Source organism: Actinoplanes solisilvae (assembly GCF_003999975.1).
GTDB lineage: Bacteria > Actinomycetota > Actinomycetes > Mycobacteriales > Micromonosporaceae > Actinoplanes > Actinoplanes solisilvae.
Genome location: NZ_RJAC01000037.1, coordinates 43,069 through 60,143, shown reverse-complemented (window position 1 = coordinate 60,143; position 17,075 = coordinate 43,069). Strand labels below are relative to the sequence as shown.

Annotated in this window: 6 protein-coding genes; all 6 read right to left on the bottom strand. The window is 67.3% G+C overall.

Annotated elements, in window-relative coordinates; all coding sequences use genetic code 11:
- Positions 1-15: 15 nt before the first annotated feature.
- The 6 genes from brxD to EER30_RS43455 all read right to left on the bottom strand — a co-directional run bounded on the left by brxD (position 16) and on the right by EER30_RS43455 (position 16,761).
- Positions 16-1,320, bottom strand: coding sequence for a BREX system ATP-binding protein BrxD (gene brxD / locus EER30_RS43480; protein ID WP_127508176.1), 1,305 nt, complete (start codon positions 1,318-1,320; stop codon positions 16-18).
- The gene (pglZ, locus tag EER30_RS43475) at positions 1,317-4,061 is read right to left on the bottom strand and encodes a BREX-2 system phosphatase PglZ (RefSeq protein ID WP_127508175.1); all 2,745 of its coding nucleotides are present in this window, start codon (positions 4,059-4,061) and stop codon (positions 1,317-1,319) included. Before pglZ ends, brxD begins: the two co-directional genes overlap by 4 nt.
- 8 nt (positions 4,062-4,069) lie before the next feature.
- Positions 4,070-7,810: a DUF6079 family protein gene (locus tag EER30_RS43470; RefSeq protein ID WP_127508173.1), complete on the bottom strand. Its 3,741-nt coding sequence runs from the start codon at positions 7,808-7,810 to the stop codon at positions 4,070-4,072.
- 31 nt (positions 7,811-7,841) lie between these two features.
- Positions 7,842-11,402, bottom strand: a complete 3,561-nt coding sequence (pglX, locus tag EER30_RS43465; RefSeq protein ID WP_127508171.1) for a BREX-2 system adenine-specific DNA-methyltransferase PglX — start codon at positions 11,400-11,402, stop codon at positions 7,842-7,844.
- 3 nt (positions 11,403-11,405) lie between these two features.
- Positions 11,406-15,623 carry a BREX system serine/threonine kinase PglW gene (gene pglW, locus EER30_RS43460; RefSeq protein WP_164842726.1) on the bottom strand — a complete coding sequence of 1,406 codons (4,218 nt, stop codon included), beginning with the start codon at positions 15,621-15,623 and terminating at the stop codon, positions 11,406-11,408.
- Between the two features lie 394 nt (positions 15,624-16,017).
- Complete coding sequence (locus EER30_RS43455) at positions 16,018-16,761, bottom strand: DUF3800 domain-containing protein (RefSeq protein WP_164842725.1); 744 nt, start codon at positions 16,759-16,761, stop codon at positions 16,018-16,020.
- Between the last annotated feature and the right edge of the window lie 314 nt (positions 16,762-17,075).

The window sequence follows — 17,075 nt, the reverse complement described above, 5'->3', positions numbered from 1 at the left end:
GCAGATCCGTGGTGCTCACAGGTCGAGAACGATGTCGTCGGCGCTTGCGGCGTTGCGTTCCACGTCGGTCATCTCGGCGGCCGACATGGTCGGCGCGTAGTGCTGGCGCGGGTCGAAATCGGGAAACTGGTCGACCCTGTCCAGAACATCGCCGACGAGCTTCTTCAGATACAGCCGGGGCACGATGCCGACTTTCCCGCCCAAGCCACCGGCGACGGCGCGAGCCAACTGGTCGAGGTACGCATCATCCACGGTTGCCCGGACGCGGTCGGGAGCGGACGACCCGACAGCGTAGAGGTCGCGGACGCGGGCGCCCAACTGGACCAGCGACTCGATGGTGAACCCAGGGAGGCGGATCTGCACGGCTCGGGGATTGTCGAATCTTGGATCGGTGCCGAAGTCGACGGCGAGCCGTTGCGCCAGCGGGGCCAGACGTTGCACGCCCTGCTGTCCGTCGTAAAACGCGGGCGTGCCGGTGATGACGAGGTATAGCCCGGGGAAGCGGCCGGAGTTCACCTCGTCGATCAGCTGCCGTAGCGCGTTCAGGGCCTTGTCGCGGACGTCACCACGTACACGTTGCAGCGTCTCGACCTCGTCCAGAACGAGCACCAGGCCCGGATGACCGGCGTCCCGCAAGACCGTGAGAAGGCCTTGCAGGAAGGCCATGCCGCCGAAGTGATCGAGTTCGCCGCGAATGCCGGCCGCCCGCTTCGCCGAAGCCGCCACCTGCGGTTGTCCCGCCATCCAGGCTGCCAGACCGTCCGCAGCGGCGGTGTCTCCCGAACTCAGTGCGGCCCGGTAGCCACGCAACGCGAGTGCGAATAGCGGCGAGTGTTTGCTGATGTGGGCAAGCCGCTGTTCGAGGAGTCGATCCACCGCCGCACCGACGTCCTGCACGGACGGATCAGCGTCGAGCGCGTCGGATTCCAGGGTGAACAGCCAGGAGTCGAGAACGGCGCGGAACGCGCTGGGCGGCATCGAGGCGGTTCGAAGGGACTCCGTCACCCGACGGTAGACGGTCTCGAGCCGGTGCAGCGGCGTCTGGGTCTCGGAGATCTGCACCTCCGCGGCGGCGAACCCAGCCCGCAGCGCCCGCTCGGCCAAGTGCCGGGTGAAGAAGGTCTTTCCGGCGCCGTACTCGCCGCGCACCGCTTTGAACACGGCGCCACCGGAGGCGACCGCGTCGAGCTCTTCGTCGATCGCGGAGGAAAACCGGTCGAGGCCGACCGCGAGCAGGTCGAGCCCGCTCTCGGGCACGGTGCCCCGGCGCAGCGCGCTGATCACATCGCGGCGGCGCCGATGGGAGACGTCGGGCGTCATGTGTGCACCTCGAACTGCTCGGTCAGCAGTTTGAGGTCGAGTATCACCGTGCCGGTGGCCGGTTCGGCCGACAGCACGGCATATCCCTCGACGTTGAGCAGTTGCTGTGCTTGCGTCAGCGCGCCCCGGAGTCTGGTCTGGCCGACGCCGAGTGCTTGGGCCGCGAGGGTGGGCACCAGCCGGTTGGCCGGTGCGTTCGCCAGCGCGTCGACGATGCCGACGATCTGATCATCGGTGACGATGAGCCGACCGGTGATCTTGCGCTGCGCCTTGTACACGGGGCTGGTCACGACGGCGCGGCCGACTGTTACGGCGGGTTGCTCGGTCACCGCCGGGCTCAGGTCGAACAGCGTTGGGCCCGTCTGGCGGTCGGTGCGGCTCTTGGCCGTTGTGGGCTTCGGGCCCGCCGGTGGCACGGCCGATGGTGGGGCGCTGGCGGCAGCCGTGAGCCACCAGCTGGGTTCTTGCGGCGGCAGCAACGCCAGCTCGGCCGGGTTGCTCGATTCGTCGGGCACGAGAACGGCGATGGGGACAACTACCTCGGCAGCGCTCGCTCCCCCGTGATAGCCGGACTTAAGCGGCCCATACCGGAGGGTTTCGTCGACGGCCAGGACTGCCCGATGGTCGTCGGTGAGCACGCGTGGGCCGCTCACCTCGACCTCGTCGTCCCCGACGGGAGCGGTAGCCGGACGCGAGCGGGCACTCGAAGCCATCGGATACGGACGTTGCGTGCCTTGCCGTCGTTCGACGATGTGGCCGTGGTCGGAGGTCACGACGACGGTTCGGCCGGCAGCGGCAGCCCGGGCGAGCAGCGGTTCGAGATGTTTCACGGCGTCGGCGGTCCACGCCGTGCCCGCCGGGTCGCTGCGCTCGAGGGCATCGTCGATCGTGTTGAGAACTACGGTCACTAGCGATAGGTCGCGGTCGTCGATGGCACCGCCCACATCGGGGCTGACCGACCAGCCGGCCGCCGTGGTGTCGACGGCCTTCTTGTGGAACAGCCGCGCGGCGATCTTCCCGACCTTGGCGGTGATCTCGGCGTATCCCTGTCGTTCCTCGGGCTGCTGCCCGCGGGTCAGGCGGCCCGAGAGCAGGGACGCGCGGCTCACCTCGGTGATCGATGGAAGCACGGCGAGCGCTCCAGCCCTGCGGAATTTGTCCGCTCCGGGAAGGACTGCCTCAAGCCAGCCGAGTCGCGCCGTCGCGTCGGCAAGGATCTCCGTGGCAACCGCGGCACTCATGCCGTCGAGGACGAGCAGAAGCACCGGAACCTTACGGGCGAGCGGCATGACCGCACCGGGCAGCACCTGCTCCAGGTACCAGAGGGTGCCTCCATCGGACGGCAACCCGCGGCCGGAGGGCGTGGGTGCCGACGTAAGCGCCTGCGCGAAGCGCCGTTCCTGCGCGCGCCGCCGGGTTTGGGCCGTCGTGACGACGGCATGCAGGGCGCTCGACAGAGTCGGATCGTCGATGCCACCGAACGCGTCGTTGATCGCCGCGTCGGCCCATGCCGCGTTGTCGAGGTAGTCACGGGCGTGTACCGCGAGCGAGCCGGCGTCGGGCTCAGGATGAGCGTCGGAGAGCCAGCGGACGAGTCGTACTGCGGCCTCGAAGGGAACCCGCAGCGGCGTTGTTGCGCCGAGTCGATGGGACCGGACGGCCGCCCACGCGCTCTCGACCACGTCCGGGTTGTCGACCCGTCCAGATGGAGACACTGTTCGGCGGAGGGCATCGGCAAGGGCGTCAAGACGTGCCCGTAGGCCGCCGGTCAGCAGTTCGGAGTAGCGGGCCAGCGGTTCGGCCTGCAGCTGGGTGAGGATCGCATCGGCCCGGTCGAGGCAGCGTGCGACATCCTCGTCGGCGCGCCGATCGTGGACCAGGTCGGACAGCAGGGAATCGGCTGCCTGTCCGAGCGCGGCCAGCGCGATAGGCGACGGGGTCAGGTCACCCCACCGCGGTTCGAGGCGAACCAGAGCCAGTTGCGCCTGGTGTGCCGTCGCCGACTCATATCCGTCTGACGTCAAGAGGCGCAAAACAAGCCCTAGCGGTACGACGTCGGCAAGTTCACCCCGGGAGAGCAACGCCCGTACCGGTCCGGCGGCGGGCCCCGAGCGCTGAGCAATCCAGTCCAGTGTCGTGTCCGCGAGAAGATCTCCGATGCCACGCCGGAGAGCGCCCAAGGCACCGACGCTCTGGGAGGCGATCGACCAGCGGAGGACGCCGAGGACATCGGCGGTGTCGGTATCGAAGCCGAGATGGATGGCGGCGACGGCGCCGAGCGCGTGGTTGCGGGTCAGCACCCCAGCCGGAGCAGCCGGCCATCCCGCCGCAGGGGTGGCCGCGACCAGGGCGGTGGCCAGTTCCCGGTTGTCCGGACGGCTGGTCAACGCCGGATCGATCCCGGTGGCGGCGAACCGGGTCCGCACCGCTTCCCACGGGTCGGGGCTGCGCAACCGCTGCCAGATGAAGTGGGCGAGGACACCCGCACCCAAGTCCTCGTCGTCGCGATCGGTGACGACGACGAGCCAGTCACCGTCGCGGTGGTCTCCGAGCAGTTCCCGGGCGGCCAACGCCGACTCGGCGGCCCGGATCCGCACCGTCTGGCCCTGGTGCGGCAGGTCCGCAGTGATCGCCTGGTCGGGGATGCCGCGGATGCCGATGACACCGGTGCGGTAGTTCTTGGCGCGGGCCTCGTCCACGATGGCGAGCACCATCGAGGCGCTCACCTGCGTTGCGGCCATGGCGACAGTCACGGCAGCGCTTTCCACGTTATTTCGACGACGGCGTCGGGGTTCTCCTCCAGAAACGCGGTCAGCTGCTTGATGACGCTGCTGTTCTCGGCGCCTCGCAGCCGGTTGGCCTGCCCTTCCTTGATGCCGGGTTTCGCCTTCGGGTCCTGGGGTTGAGGACGAGGAGGCGGAGTGCCGGCGGCCAGCCACGTGAAAATCCCGTTCTCGCAGGCGGCTAGTGCTCGCGCGATGGGGGCGGGCAGCTCGTCCTGCTCCAGGGCCGAGCGCAAGTCGTTGACGATGGCGGCGGCCTCCGTCGCGCGGTTCCCTTCACCCTTCATCGCATCACGCAGTGGTTCCAGCCGGTCCCAATGGAACGCGGTGAGCGCCCGTTCCACCGTCTCGGCCGAGGCCAGCGACTTGCCGGCGGCGACCGGTGTGGCATCCCCCAGGCTCGCCTTGGCCAGCGCCTGGACCAGCTTGACGCCGTCGAGGTGACGCAGTTGCTGGATCAAGGCGGAACTGCCCTTCGCGGTCCGCAGCCGGTTGCCGTCGGCGATCTCCAAGCGGCGGTACGCGGTTTCGACCGCGGCGACCAGGCCCGGCGCCGTCTTGGACAGTTCCGACGCCTTGGTGGTGACCTGAGCCATGAAGTCGGCCACGGCAGGCGCGGTCAGGTAGGTCGCGGCCGTGACACCGAGCATCGCGCCGGCCACGGTTCGCGCCGCTTCCCACTCGTCGGCGGAGGGAAGCTCCTGCGTACGCAGCTCCATCACCGGGCTGAGTGAACCCGGTTCCGGCACGACCGGCAGGGCGATCCCCTGCTGGAACCACGCCCGCTGCCGCAGCGCCGCCCACGCGATGATCACCAGGTCGGCCGCTTCGTCGCGCAAGCCGTGGGCCGGCGAGACGTCCCGGATCCAGCGTCGCAGTTCCGCGACGGTTACCGGCCCGTCGGCTGGCTTGCCTTCCTCGAGCGCCCGGCGACCGAGAGCGCGCTCGATCTCCTGGCCCCACGGCGTGAACCGGTCGTCGCCCAGCAGGTAGTGCATCTCGGTGGCCTTGCCGACGCCGAGCGGCTCCGCGATCCGTCGCACCACCGCCGCGTCGGCCTCAAGCTCCACCCGCTTCTCGCTGTCCGCCACCGTCAGCGCGACGTAGCGGGCGACCGCCTTGAGGTCACGGACCTTCACTTCCACGTCGCCCGGCTCGAACGCCGGATGCGCCGGATACACCGCCTTGAAGGCCTGGTCGAGCAGGTTGCCGAAGGCCTGACCGAGAGTGGCACCGACCGGGTTGGCCGGGGCAAAACGACGCTCGAACGAGAACAGTGTGCGCTCGTGCGACGCATCCTCCAGCAGAACACCCGGGCGCGGCGAAGCAGCACCGTACGCCTGCTGAACGGCGTCCTCCAGGCTGCGCCGCAGCGTGTTGCGCTGTGATTCCAGGATGGACCGGGCCAGGGCGCGATCGGCCTCGTTGAGGTGGTCGGCGTGACCCTGCCAACGCTCGGTGCTGCCGTCGAGCAGCCAGTTGAGGATGACCAGCCGCCGCAACTCGCGGATCTTGTCGTCGGACAGGAACCGCGGCAGCCACACGACCGTGCGCTCCTGCACGCCGCGGGCCACCATCTCGTCCAGCCGCTGCAGATCCTCGGCCGTGGAATGGCCCGGATCGTCGAACGGGTGGTCGACGACGATGCGCCACGTGTCCGGGGCCGCCCGGAAGTGGTCGTCGGACAGCCAGCTGCGGTCGCGGACGTTGCCGAAGAGCACATCGACCTTGCGCTTCGAACCGCGCCAGATGAAGTCGTACGGGTAGGCGCCCTGCAGGTCCTGCGACGCCAGCGTAACCCCGAGGCTCTCACTGACCAGGTCCTTCAGCAGCTCACGGCGCCGGCCCTCGTTGTCCTCGGCCTTGGCCCGTTCCACGATCGACTCGTAGTCGACGTCGGACAGCTGCACCCGGATCGTCGGGTTCCGGTCGTCGCCGTCCAGGTGAATCTCCGGAATGTCCCGGGCCCAGGTTCGCACCTTGGACAGCACCACCGATGCCTCGCCACCGGGCAGCGGCGACACGATCGACCCGTGATTCAACGACGCCAGCCGGGCCGCGGTCAACGCCATCAGAGCCGGCACCTTCGGCGCGACGGCCGACAGCAGAAGGGTCTTGGCCAGCCGGTCGTCCGTACGGAATCCCGGCGGAACCTTCGCCGGCTCCTCCCGCAACGTCCGCTCGTCAATGCCGTGCATCCCGAGCAGCAACGGCCGCAGCTTGTCCGTGTACAGCTTGTTGGCCGACCGGAAAAGAGCCGCCGCCTCGGCGTCCAACGCCTGACCGGTCTGGCCCTGAACAATCAGATCGAACGAGTCCCCGACCGGAATGATCTGGTCGGTCGTCAAGGTGTCCCGCCGGTCCACGAGCATCTGCTGCATGACCTTGAGCGCGGTCCGCTCCCGCTGCATGACACTGGCCAGGCTGCGCAGCGTCGACACCAAGGCTGGCGAGAACGGGTAGGTCAGCCGGAACGCCTTCTCATCGGACCCGCGATGCCGCTCGTCGGTGTTCACCCCGTCGAGCAACACGTCCCAGACCGCCGGCCGCCGATCGATCGCACCGAACGCACCCTCAAGCACCGCAGCCGCGGCCGCGTCCTTCGGTTGCAGCAGACGACGATTCGCGACGTACGGCAGGTTGTCGTCGCCGAGCGGGATGACCCCGAACCGGCCCTCCTGGTGCCGGAAGGCACGATCCAACGCGTCCTGCTCGGCGCCACTCGCCCCGGAATCCGCGAACCAGCGCCGCAGATCCATCTGCCGGGCCACGAACGAGATCAGCGGGATGGGCCGCCCGCCGATGGAGGACTCGACCAGCTTGGTCAGCTTCTGCGACTCCCGGCGGAAGAACTCACGGTCCTGCACCGAGAACGCCAGCCACAGCACCAATTCATCGAGGAACAGAACCACAGCGTCGTACCCGAGGCTCTTGGCATGCGTCGAGATCGCCGCCAGGCCGGTGTCCAGGTCCACGTACTCGGCCTGCTGCGTGTAGGACCGGAAGTACGTGTCGACGAGCGCCGACACCAGCTTCTGCCGGCTCGGACTCGCCGCCGACGCCGCCCGCGCCTCGGCGAACCGCAGAGCATCCCACTCCCCCGCACCCAGCACCGCCGCCCATGGGTCGGCCGCGCCGCCGCCCTCACCTTTGGACTCGCCGTTGAGGCCGGCGAAGAACTGCTGGTCACCGAGCTGCTCCCGGTAACGCTCGGCGTCGTCGAGAAGAGCATCAGACTTGTGTACGGCGGGAAGCGGCGCGCCCGGATGACGTTCGGCGACCTGACGGATGTACCCCTGGAAAAGCGCCTCCTCCATCGTGCGCGCACCGAGCAGGTGGAACGCGAGCGGCAGGATCTTCCGATCGGCCAGCACGGGGTCATGCCGTCCGACCACCGAGTGCAGCTCAGGTTTGTCCCGGGCCGCGGGCTCATGCTGGAGGAGGGCGTGCAGCACGGCCATGAAGTGCGACTTACCCGAACCGAACGAGCCGGTCAGGAACGATCCACGACTCGTACCGGAAGTGATGCCCTCGGCTACCAGCCCCATGGCCGCGTCGAACGCCTCGACCAGCGCATCGGTGACGACGTACTCGTCGAGCGTGCGCTGAACCGCGCTGTGCCCGACCGAGTCGGTGAGGCGCAGAACGTAATCCTCGGCGCCGGCACGCTCGGGGATACGGATGACGTCGCGAAGCGGGGTACTCACGCCTTCTCCTCAAACTGCGTCAACATGACGGTCACGCCTTCGGCCGACGTCCGCGCCCCGCCGGCGGCGGCTTCCAGGCACCAAGCTGTTCGGACGTCATCCCCACCTGGTGAGCACGACTGCGCAACTGCTCGTCAAGGTAGTCCGCCAGGTTGAGCTGATAGGTGTCGTCGGTTTCGTCGTGCCACTGCCGCACCCAGGGTTGAAGCTCGGCGAGGCCGGCAACCAGCGGGACAAGCCTATCGTCAGCCCAGCCTTCAGCCTCGCGCTCGGCGATGACAACATTCAGCGCGAGTGCCTGCTGTGCGTGATCCCAGCCGGCCCACCCGAGCAACTGAGTCGGGTCGGTCTCCCGTCCGGCACCCGGATAGAGGATGAACCGCTCCTTGGGCACGTCCAGCTTGCCCCGATGCTGCCACCAAGAGTGCTTTTGGAAGTCAGCAGACGTGTACTTCGGAGGCACCGGAAGATCCTTAACCTCTTCACCCTTGTCCTCGCGGCGCTGCAGCTCCCAGGTGCGCAACCAAGCCTCACGCTTTCGAAGACCAGAGTCCTTCAGCCGATACGCCGCCAGGAAAGGCTCAACCTCTATCTCCAGCAGCGCAGAAAGCTGCTGCGTGACCGACCGATCTTTACGACCGTCCCAGAGTTGCAATACCGAGACGGTGTCAGCGTCGCGGCTCACCATATCGGCCAACTGGGCAACCGATCGTGCGGTTGGCCGGCCCTGTCCATCGAACCAGTAAGAGCGAGACTCCAACCGGTCGAGCAGCCACGACCGCAACGCCTTATCGACCTGCTTCTCCCACGGCTCGGCAGCCCACCGCCGCTTGTTCTCCGGGCGCTCAAGCAAGTTGATGAACTTGTTCGCCTCAATTAGATTAAGGCGCCGCTGCACCAGATCTCGATAGGGTTGGGGCCAATGCGTAGGAATTTCCGTCACCGGGTTCGACCCGTGACGAGCAAACCATGCGGTTGACTCCGTACCCGCCGCGACCCGGCGCGCAAGGGCGATCTCGAAGGCTCGCTCACCTAGCCGCAGTTCCGGCAAATTTTCTGATGAGAAAGTCAGATCCTCATCCATCAGCCCATAAAGCCGGTAGGTGTGCCAGTCCAGCTCCTCCTGCACCGCGATCATCCGGGCCTTGGTCGCGCCGATTGCCGCGCCCGCCTCGTCGACTCGCTGCGATGTTGGCACGACCGAGTCCGTACTGAACGTCGCGTGAAACTTCACGGCGACACCACGGGCCAATTGATCGAGCAAACGAGCTCGGCCCAATTCGAGGGAACTCGGCAAGGGAAATTCTTGAAGAGTGGTGCCAGTGAAATCATACCGCTCGACCCACGGCTCAGCTGACCACCGATTACCACCACCACTGGTATTGTCAGCGCCGCCCTTGGCTTGGCTTTGCTGCTTGAGCCAGAAGCAGGCCGTCGAAGAGTTCAGCACTCCGAGAAGCGCGAGGTGATCGTCCTCCGCCGCTCCCTCCGGCAACTTAATCACCGGCGCCGACTGTTTGAAAACTTTCCCACCCCGATCCAACACAAAATGGTTATGTGTCGCCACACTAGCAAACGCAATGGAAAGGGGCCGCCGAAAACGCTGCGGGAAGAACATGGAGTGGTCGAACCAGCGTAGACCACGCTCTACCTTGGTCTGACCGAAGTCGAGCTGAGTTTCGAGCGAACGTCTAGTCCGCCAAAGGTGCCTCATCGCCGGAAAACTTAGGCCTTTGGCGATTCCCGCCTCATCATTGGGGAGAATCGTAACGTTCGCAGGCGTTAATCCATAATCGCGAACCTCCTCCCCGAGGACAACTGGAACCACATCGGATTCCAGCCGCAGAACCCTTACCGACTCGATGGGTACAAAAAACGCCTCATCGTTTCCGGTATGAGTCGTGCGACCGATCGCCTCCACCCTCGCGGCTAGACTTGCCCGCGAGGATTTCTCGATTTGAGCCGACAAAGCCGCAGCAGCACCGCCACTCAGGCTCCACGGATGCCTTGCAAATACTTTACGTTGCAAGCCCGCAACGGATACGAAGTCCCCGTCAAATTCCGACTTGCCTATGTTCAACACAATCTCTCGCCAGACAAGGCCGTCCGCTGGAACGTCCGGCTGCCCCGGCTCGCCACGAACTCCGAGCACGGCCTTGATCGTGTCGGTGGCCGGAGTCTGCCGTCTACCGACCAGGATGACCGTTGGTGTCCCGTGACCGGGAATGAAGGCGCCGGAGGTGTCAACTACCAGCCGTAGGTCCTGGCGGCTTAGAAACTCCTCAATCAATCGAGATCCGAACTCACGCTTCATGAAAGAGTTCGATGTGATCTGACCGCTCCAGCCGGCTGGGCGATCGCCGGCGGCGGACTTCGCGAGCTGGAAGAACCGCTCCATGAACGGGACCGTCAGGGCATAGGTTCCCTTGCAGGTCGGGTAGCGGTCGCGATAGGCCGCATTCAGCTTCGTATCCTTGACGGTGATGTATGGCGGGTTCCCCACCACGACGTCGTACCTGCCCGGCTCCAGAATCGAACGCAGCGCCGATAGGTCTTCCGAAGAATAGGCGAAGCCACTCAGACCTGCGTCGTAGTCCTCCACGCCGGGCAGCTCCAGTGCTAGCTGCGACCGGCCATGCAGCAACGAGTCACCAGCCGCGAGGTGGAACTCGAATGCGGGTGCCTGCTCCAGAGATTGCAAATCGGCTGCCTGGATCACGGCGAGCATGAGGCGGAAGCGGGCGATAGCGACGGCGAACGGGTTGAGGTCGACGCCGTGGATGGCGTTCAGTGCCTCCTGCACTCGCGCCTGCACCTCCATGCCCGGCGCGTGCACAGCCCAGCGGTCGTTTAGCCGCTTGAAGGCGCCCAACAGGAAGTGGCCCGACCCGCAGGTGGGGTCGATGAGCTTGAAGCCTTCGAGTGGCCGTTCGGCGAGCGCCGGCTCCATCGTCTGGTCGAGGATGAACTCCTCGACGAACTCCGGCGTCTGCAGCAGCGCGAACGTCTTCTTGGCGTACTCAGAAAGGTCTTGATACAGGTCACCAAGGAATCGGGTCGACAGGTCGGGATCTGCGAGGTCCCAGACGAGGTCGCCGTCGGCGGTGCGCTCGCGCCAGAAGGCAACCAGCTTCTTGGCGGCCTGGCCCGACGGCGACACCGTCCACAGCGGCGAGTGCGATTCGACCAGGTCCCGGGTCGCTTTAGTTTTTCGCAGATACTCGACTGCCTGGAGAACCCATTCCCGGTCGGTGTCCTCGGGGTGGGCGCGGAAGTAGGCGAGCTCCGCGTCCAGCGCCTCCTGTCGGCGGTCGGCCGGGCCGGCGATCCATACCGGCTTAAGCAGCCGGTTGTCTTCGCAGAAGCGCACGAAGACTGTGGTCAGCACCCACGCGACCGCGGCCTGCGTCACCCGGTCGTCGCGCCACTCCTGCCACGACATGGCCGTCCGCTCGCGGCCTACCGCGCTCTTCCACTCGAGGTCCCACGCCTTCGCGACGTCCGGCTGCGAGGCGACGCGTTCGCGGAGGTCGTCCTCCAGGTCAAGGACCACCTTCTTGAGCGCTGCCGTCAACCCCGTCGAGACCGCCATTGCCTACTGCTCCTTCTCGGTGGCTGCGCTGAGGGCAGCCGTACTGTCGATCCACTCGTTGTCGAGGTTGACGAACTGGTTAGGTGCGGCAAGCGGGACCGGCCGGCCGTCGACCACCGGGCCGTGGTTGCCGTTGAGCTGTGGCACCAGCAACCACACCGCACGCCGGCGCGGGGCGGCCAGGTCGGTCCAGCGGGTGAGCAGCGCCATGTTGTCGTACCGGGCCAGCGGTGAGGCTTCGGTGAGCAGCACCGGCGCGTCCTCCCGGCCTGCGGCGAGCGCCCGTTCGACGGCGGCCTCGACCTCGGACCACGACCGGCGGACCAGCTCCTCCAAGCCACGGCGGGGACGGCTCGACTCCCGTTCGGCGTCGGCCGCCCGTACCAGGTCCCACGGCATGTTGGCCGCGGCCGCCACCGAGCGCAGCGCGTCCAGCAGTGCGCCGGTCAGGTCGACCGCCGTCCCTCCGAAGTGGGCCTCGACGGCGTCCAGCAGTCGGCCTTGGCGGTCGGCTCGGACACCGAGCGCCAGGAACGACCGGCTACTGATCGAGGTTTCCAACCGGGCCCCCAACGCGCCCGTGGCACCCACCGGGGAGGTGGTCGCCGCAAGGCTGGTGGCCGAGCGGGACTCCAGCCCGGTGGTGGCCGCACCGGTCTGCAGGGCCCGATAGACACGCAGCCGATCGTCGAACGTGAGGCCGAGACCCGCGTCGTTGACCAAGCGGTCGAGGGCCGGCCGCTGCGGGAGGCCCGGCACGGCGGGGAAACGGACTCGTACGCGTTCGCGAATCTCGTCCGGGGTCAGTTGCTGCCCGCCGAAGTCCGCGAATGTCTGGGCCAACGCCGCGATCGTCGTGAGATCGCGATGGTGCAGGTCACCGGCGCCGGACGCGGCCGCATGGGTGGAGGCAGCTGCGGCCAGGGTGACGCGGCGCAGGGGTTCGCGCAGCACTGCCGGCCAACCTTCTTCGATGGGCACGGCGGCGTCGAGCCGGGCCCGCACCCGCTGAGCCGGGATGATCGCGTTCGCCGGGTCCCCGGTCGCGCTGACCAGGCGGTCGGCCTCGGCGGCCAGCGACTCGGCGACGTCGCAGAACGTCTGATCCTCGGCCAGCAGCGTGACCACGCCGCCGCGCCGGCGGAGCCAGACAGCCGACTGGGATCCGTCGGCCTTGTTCATGGCTTTGCGGCGCTCGAGCGCGAAGCGGAGCAGGCCGCGAGCCCGGCGTTCGTCCGGGTGGTCGTCGGGCGCGAGCGTTTCCAGGATCGTACGGGTCAGTTCGGCGACGGTGGCGACGGAGCCGAGCTCGGTCAGGCGGGCGGAGACCGCCGCGGCCAGTCGGTCGAGCAGGGCACGCGCTTCCTGGTCGCCGGCCCACCGTTCCTGCAGGGCCGCGAGGACCTGCGTGACGCGGGCCTGTTGCACCGGCTCGTCGAGGTTCGCGCCGAGCTGGGCATGGGTCGCAAAAGCGTCGAGCCGCGTGTCGACCCCGAGGATTAGGCGGACGACGCCGCCGCGCGACGGCGAACGCGGTGTGGCGACGACACTCAGTAGGAGGTCTGCGGCTGCGCCGGGAGTCAGCGCGGGACCGGTCCGCACCGTCGGGCGGACGTCCGGGCCGAGCCGGGCTTTCCACTCCTTGATGCGCGACGTGATCTGCAGACGGGTGGAGTTCTTGACACCCTGTAAGCGGGACAGTCGGACCGGGTCGACGGTGAGCAGCTCGCCGACGGTGTCGACGGCGTACGGTTCCAGCGCCGACAACGCACGGCCGGTCAGACCGGAGGTACGCAACGGCGTGGTCAGCGTCGCTTGCGCCGCCAGCTGGTCGTACGTCTCATCCGGCTCTGTCGTGGCGTCCTGCGAGAAGATCGTCAGCCAGGCGGTCCGCATGCCCTCAGCGGTGTGGTGCCGCGCCCCGGCGTCGCTGGCCAGCGCCTTGCGGAAGAAGGCGACGAGGTCGTCGGCCAGCGAAGGGTCGAACATCTCCGGCGTGATGGTCGCCTCGTCCGGAATGCTTCCCGGATCGCCTTGGCCGTCGCCGTAGACCGGCACGCTTCCGGTCGCCATCTCGAACAGGACGACGGCGGCGGCATACCGCTCGGCGGCCGAGTCGTACCGGTCTCGCGTGCCGGTGAGAAACGGGTCGAGGTACGGCGGGGTGCCTGCGTGAGTGGCGGAGGCTGCGGCGCGCGTCAGGGAGAAGTCGAACAGGATCAGGTGCTTGGTACGGTCGCCGCGGCTCTCCCGTACGCCCAGGTTGGAAGGTTTGATGTCGCGGTGATCGATGCCGGCCTTGTCCAGGGCGACGAGGCTGTCGAGCAGGTCGGTGCCGTACCGGTCCAGAAGGTCGATCGACAGCCGCGAGCGTGCTCGCAGCGCCGCAGTAAGAGTCTCCGGGCCGGCGCTTTCGAGCAGCAGCGACTGCCGTCCCCCGACGACGAGCCGTCCCGGTGGAAGAACCTTGACGATGCGGGGGGCGTCGAGTCGCCGCAGCGCCTCCACCTCGTCGTCGAGCCGGGCAGCGGCGGAATCGTTGAGGGCGACCTTGAGGACGCACTCCGTCTCGCCGTCGGCGAGCAGGTCCTGCACGAGCAGACCCACCGCGGTCGAGCCTTGTCCGAGACGCTGGATCAGCTTGAACCGTCCGTCGAAGACGGTGCCGGGGGCGGTGGCCTCGAGCGGGTCGGTCTCGTCGCTCGCGGTCGCCGCGTCACGTTCGGCCGCGGCGAGCTGGGACAGGAAGGTGGTGACGTCGGCCGTCCGCCGGCTGGGCGCCGGATCGGTTGCCTTGAGGACCAGCGACCGCAGCGTCGACGGGACCTGCGGCAGCTCGATGGCCAGGTCGAGACCCTGCTGCTCGCGCAGACGCTGTTTCAGGGCTCCTCGGCTCGACGCCGGCGACAGGCCGGTCAACAGATAGAAGGTGAGAGCACCCAGACCGAACACATCCAGTCGTACGCGGTCGGCGCCCGCGCTCCAGGTGCCCTCCGGCGCGCCGAACACCTCGGTCGCTCCCTGATCAGCCAGGGCAACACCGACCAAGGAGGTCACGCCCTCGACGGTGCCGCCGGAAGCCGAAGCGCTCTGGACGCTGCCGGAACTCTGCCAGTCACCGACCCGAACCTTCACGTCGCTTTGCGTCCCAGGAACCGGACGCACCCAGACCGCCGGAGGGGTCAGACCACGGTGGACGACCCGGTTGTTGTGGGCGTACTGCAAAGCCTCGCCGATCTGCCGGATCATCGACAGCTGCGTGGCCAGCGAAACGCCCTGTTCCTGACCGGCCAGCCACAGGTCGAGCCGCTGCCACTGCTGGTCGTACGGGTAGACCAGGCCGATGCCGAGCTCGGATTCGACCAGGTCCCGAGGGCGCAGCAGCCCGTCGTGCTGCAACCGGGACATGACACGGAACTCGTGTTCGGCGATCTGCCGGGCCGCGCCGCGCTCGTGCTGACTGGCGGTCGGCGGCAGCACACGGAACCGGATCCGGGCCCGGTCCTGCTGGACCACCCGGTGGTAGGCGAGCCAGTCCTGCCAGCCCTCATCGGAGTCGATGGCCTGGTCCTCGATGACCCACGAGCCGGCTTCCCGTTCGCGTCGCTGCACGAGGCCGATGCGTTCCAGCAGCTTGACCAGGATGTGCTCCTGGTTCGGGCCGATCGCCCGCCGTCCCGCGGGTTCCCCGACGAGCTCGGAGATGCCGGTGAGATGGCTCTCCGCTACCCGGTTGTCGAGACCGTACAGGTTGATGGCGCTCGACGAGCTGAGCAGGCACCTCAGGTCGGGGTGGTGGAGAAACACCGCTTCCTGGACGAAGGGAACGACGTCCCGGTCGTCGGCGATCTGGACACCCTGTTCCTGTGCCCACAGCCGCAGCTCGTCCCTCAACTTGCTGGCGAAGTACTGCGCTTTACGCCGAGCCAGCTTGAGCGGCGAGTCCTCTGACCGTCGGCCGTCACGGGCCCAGCGCTGATCGTCGCCTCGAAGCGTGCCGGAGTAGTACTTGAGCTCGATGAGGTGCAGCTGCTTACGGCCGAGCAGAAGGAGGTCGACCTCGTGCCACCGGCCGCGCGAGTCGCGGAACTCGAAGTTCGACCAGGCCCGATACGGCGTCTCGTCCGGCATGATCGCTCGGACCAGAGCCAGGCCCTCGGCCTCGTGCGTGAACTGTGACGGCGAGACCTCGATCCACCGGTCCTGCCCGTCCGCTACCACCGTTCGCCCCCTAGCCGCCGCGCCGGGTTTGTCCCCGAACCTACCGCTCCGGCCGCAGCAGCATAGCCGCCCGGCTGCCAGAGGTTGTCGTGTCTTCTCAGTAAGTCGCTGCAACTGTAAGAGATGTACCTTCGGTGGCCTGCTCTCAGCCGATCAGCCTTGGCGAACCAAACGCTTGGCCGAGCGCCCAAGCGCGCATTCTAGAAGCGCTTGCCCTTGGCCGGAGCCGGCCGGTGGAACCTGATCGAGGACTTACTTCTGTTTGGTCGGAAACCGGCACGCCGAACGACCATGCCTGCCGGAGGACTGACGCTGGTACAGTCGAGGTGCGGAAGGCCCACGGGCTGCCCGCACTGCCTTAGGGCCCGCTAGCCAATGCGGGCCCTTCGTGCGTCTACGTTATGTCGCGCCCCCAAGACTCCTGCTGCCCGTTCACGGCGGGAAACCAGCAGAGCTGGTGCGCCACTCGTGACTCCAGCCGCTTCCACATGCCGATCTTGACCTTTCGCGCCCGCGCGTCGGTTTCCTGATGCGTGAACGTTCGGCGATAGAGGAAGGCCACCACGTCGACCGCCTGGACGAGCCTGCTCGCGTTGCTGGGAGCGAAGTGCAACGTATCGACAATGCGGGTGAGCCGTCGGTTTCGGTAACCGTTCGTGCCGGCCTCCCGGTACGTGAAGAAGTCGGCACGGTGCTTCGCTTGGCCATCCACCTCGTCTGCGATCACAAGCGCGTAGTCGTCAACCGCGGTGGCGCATTCATCGACCCGCTCCAAGAGGTGCTTCAACACCACGGAGTGGGGGGCATCAGGGACCGGGTAGCGGGCTTTCTGGCCGATCACGTCCATGCCGCGAGCGATGATGTGAACCGGCTGGGCCGCCACTGCCTCCACTACGTCGTCGAAGACGCCGATCCGCGCCCGGGGCGGAACTCCCTTCCACGACTTCGCCGCGTGGAAGATTTCATGTCCATGTAGTTCGACCTCGGGACCTGTAGGCAGCCCGTAGGCACGTGCGGCGTCCGCTGCAACCTGATCCAGCTGCGCGGTCAGCGCCGCCGCGGCCGGGCCGTCAAGCAGCAGAGCCGCCATCGTGTACCAGTCATCAGTGAAGGACTCATCGACGTATGTGAGAAGCAATGCGTCTCTACCCCCGCAGGAGAACTGACGCGGATCGAGCGTTATGCACTCTTCCTCCAAGGACGCCGCCGGAGCAGACGACAGCCGAGTCCAATGTCGAGCCCCACCGTAGACCGAAGCCATCGGGATGGACCACCCGTGGCAAGACTTGACCCGCGGCCCTTTTCTCGAATGGACCAGCCGACACGAACCGTCAGCAGCCGACTTTCGTCGCACTTGCGAGGTGGTCAAGTACGGCGAGCGCAAAAGTAGACCAACGGACATAAGGTCACGACTGAGAACCGTTATGCCTGCTTAACGGGCTTTCGATGTGA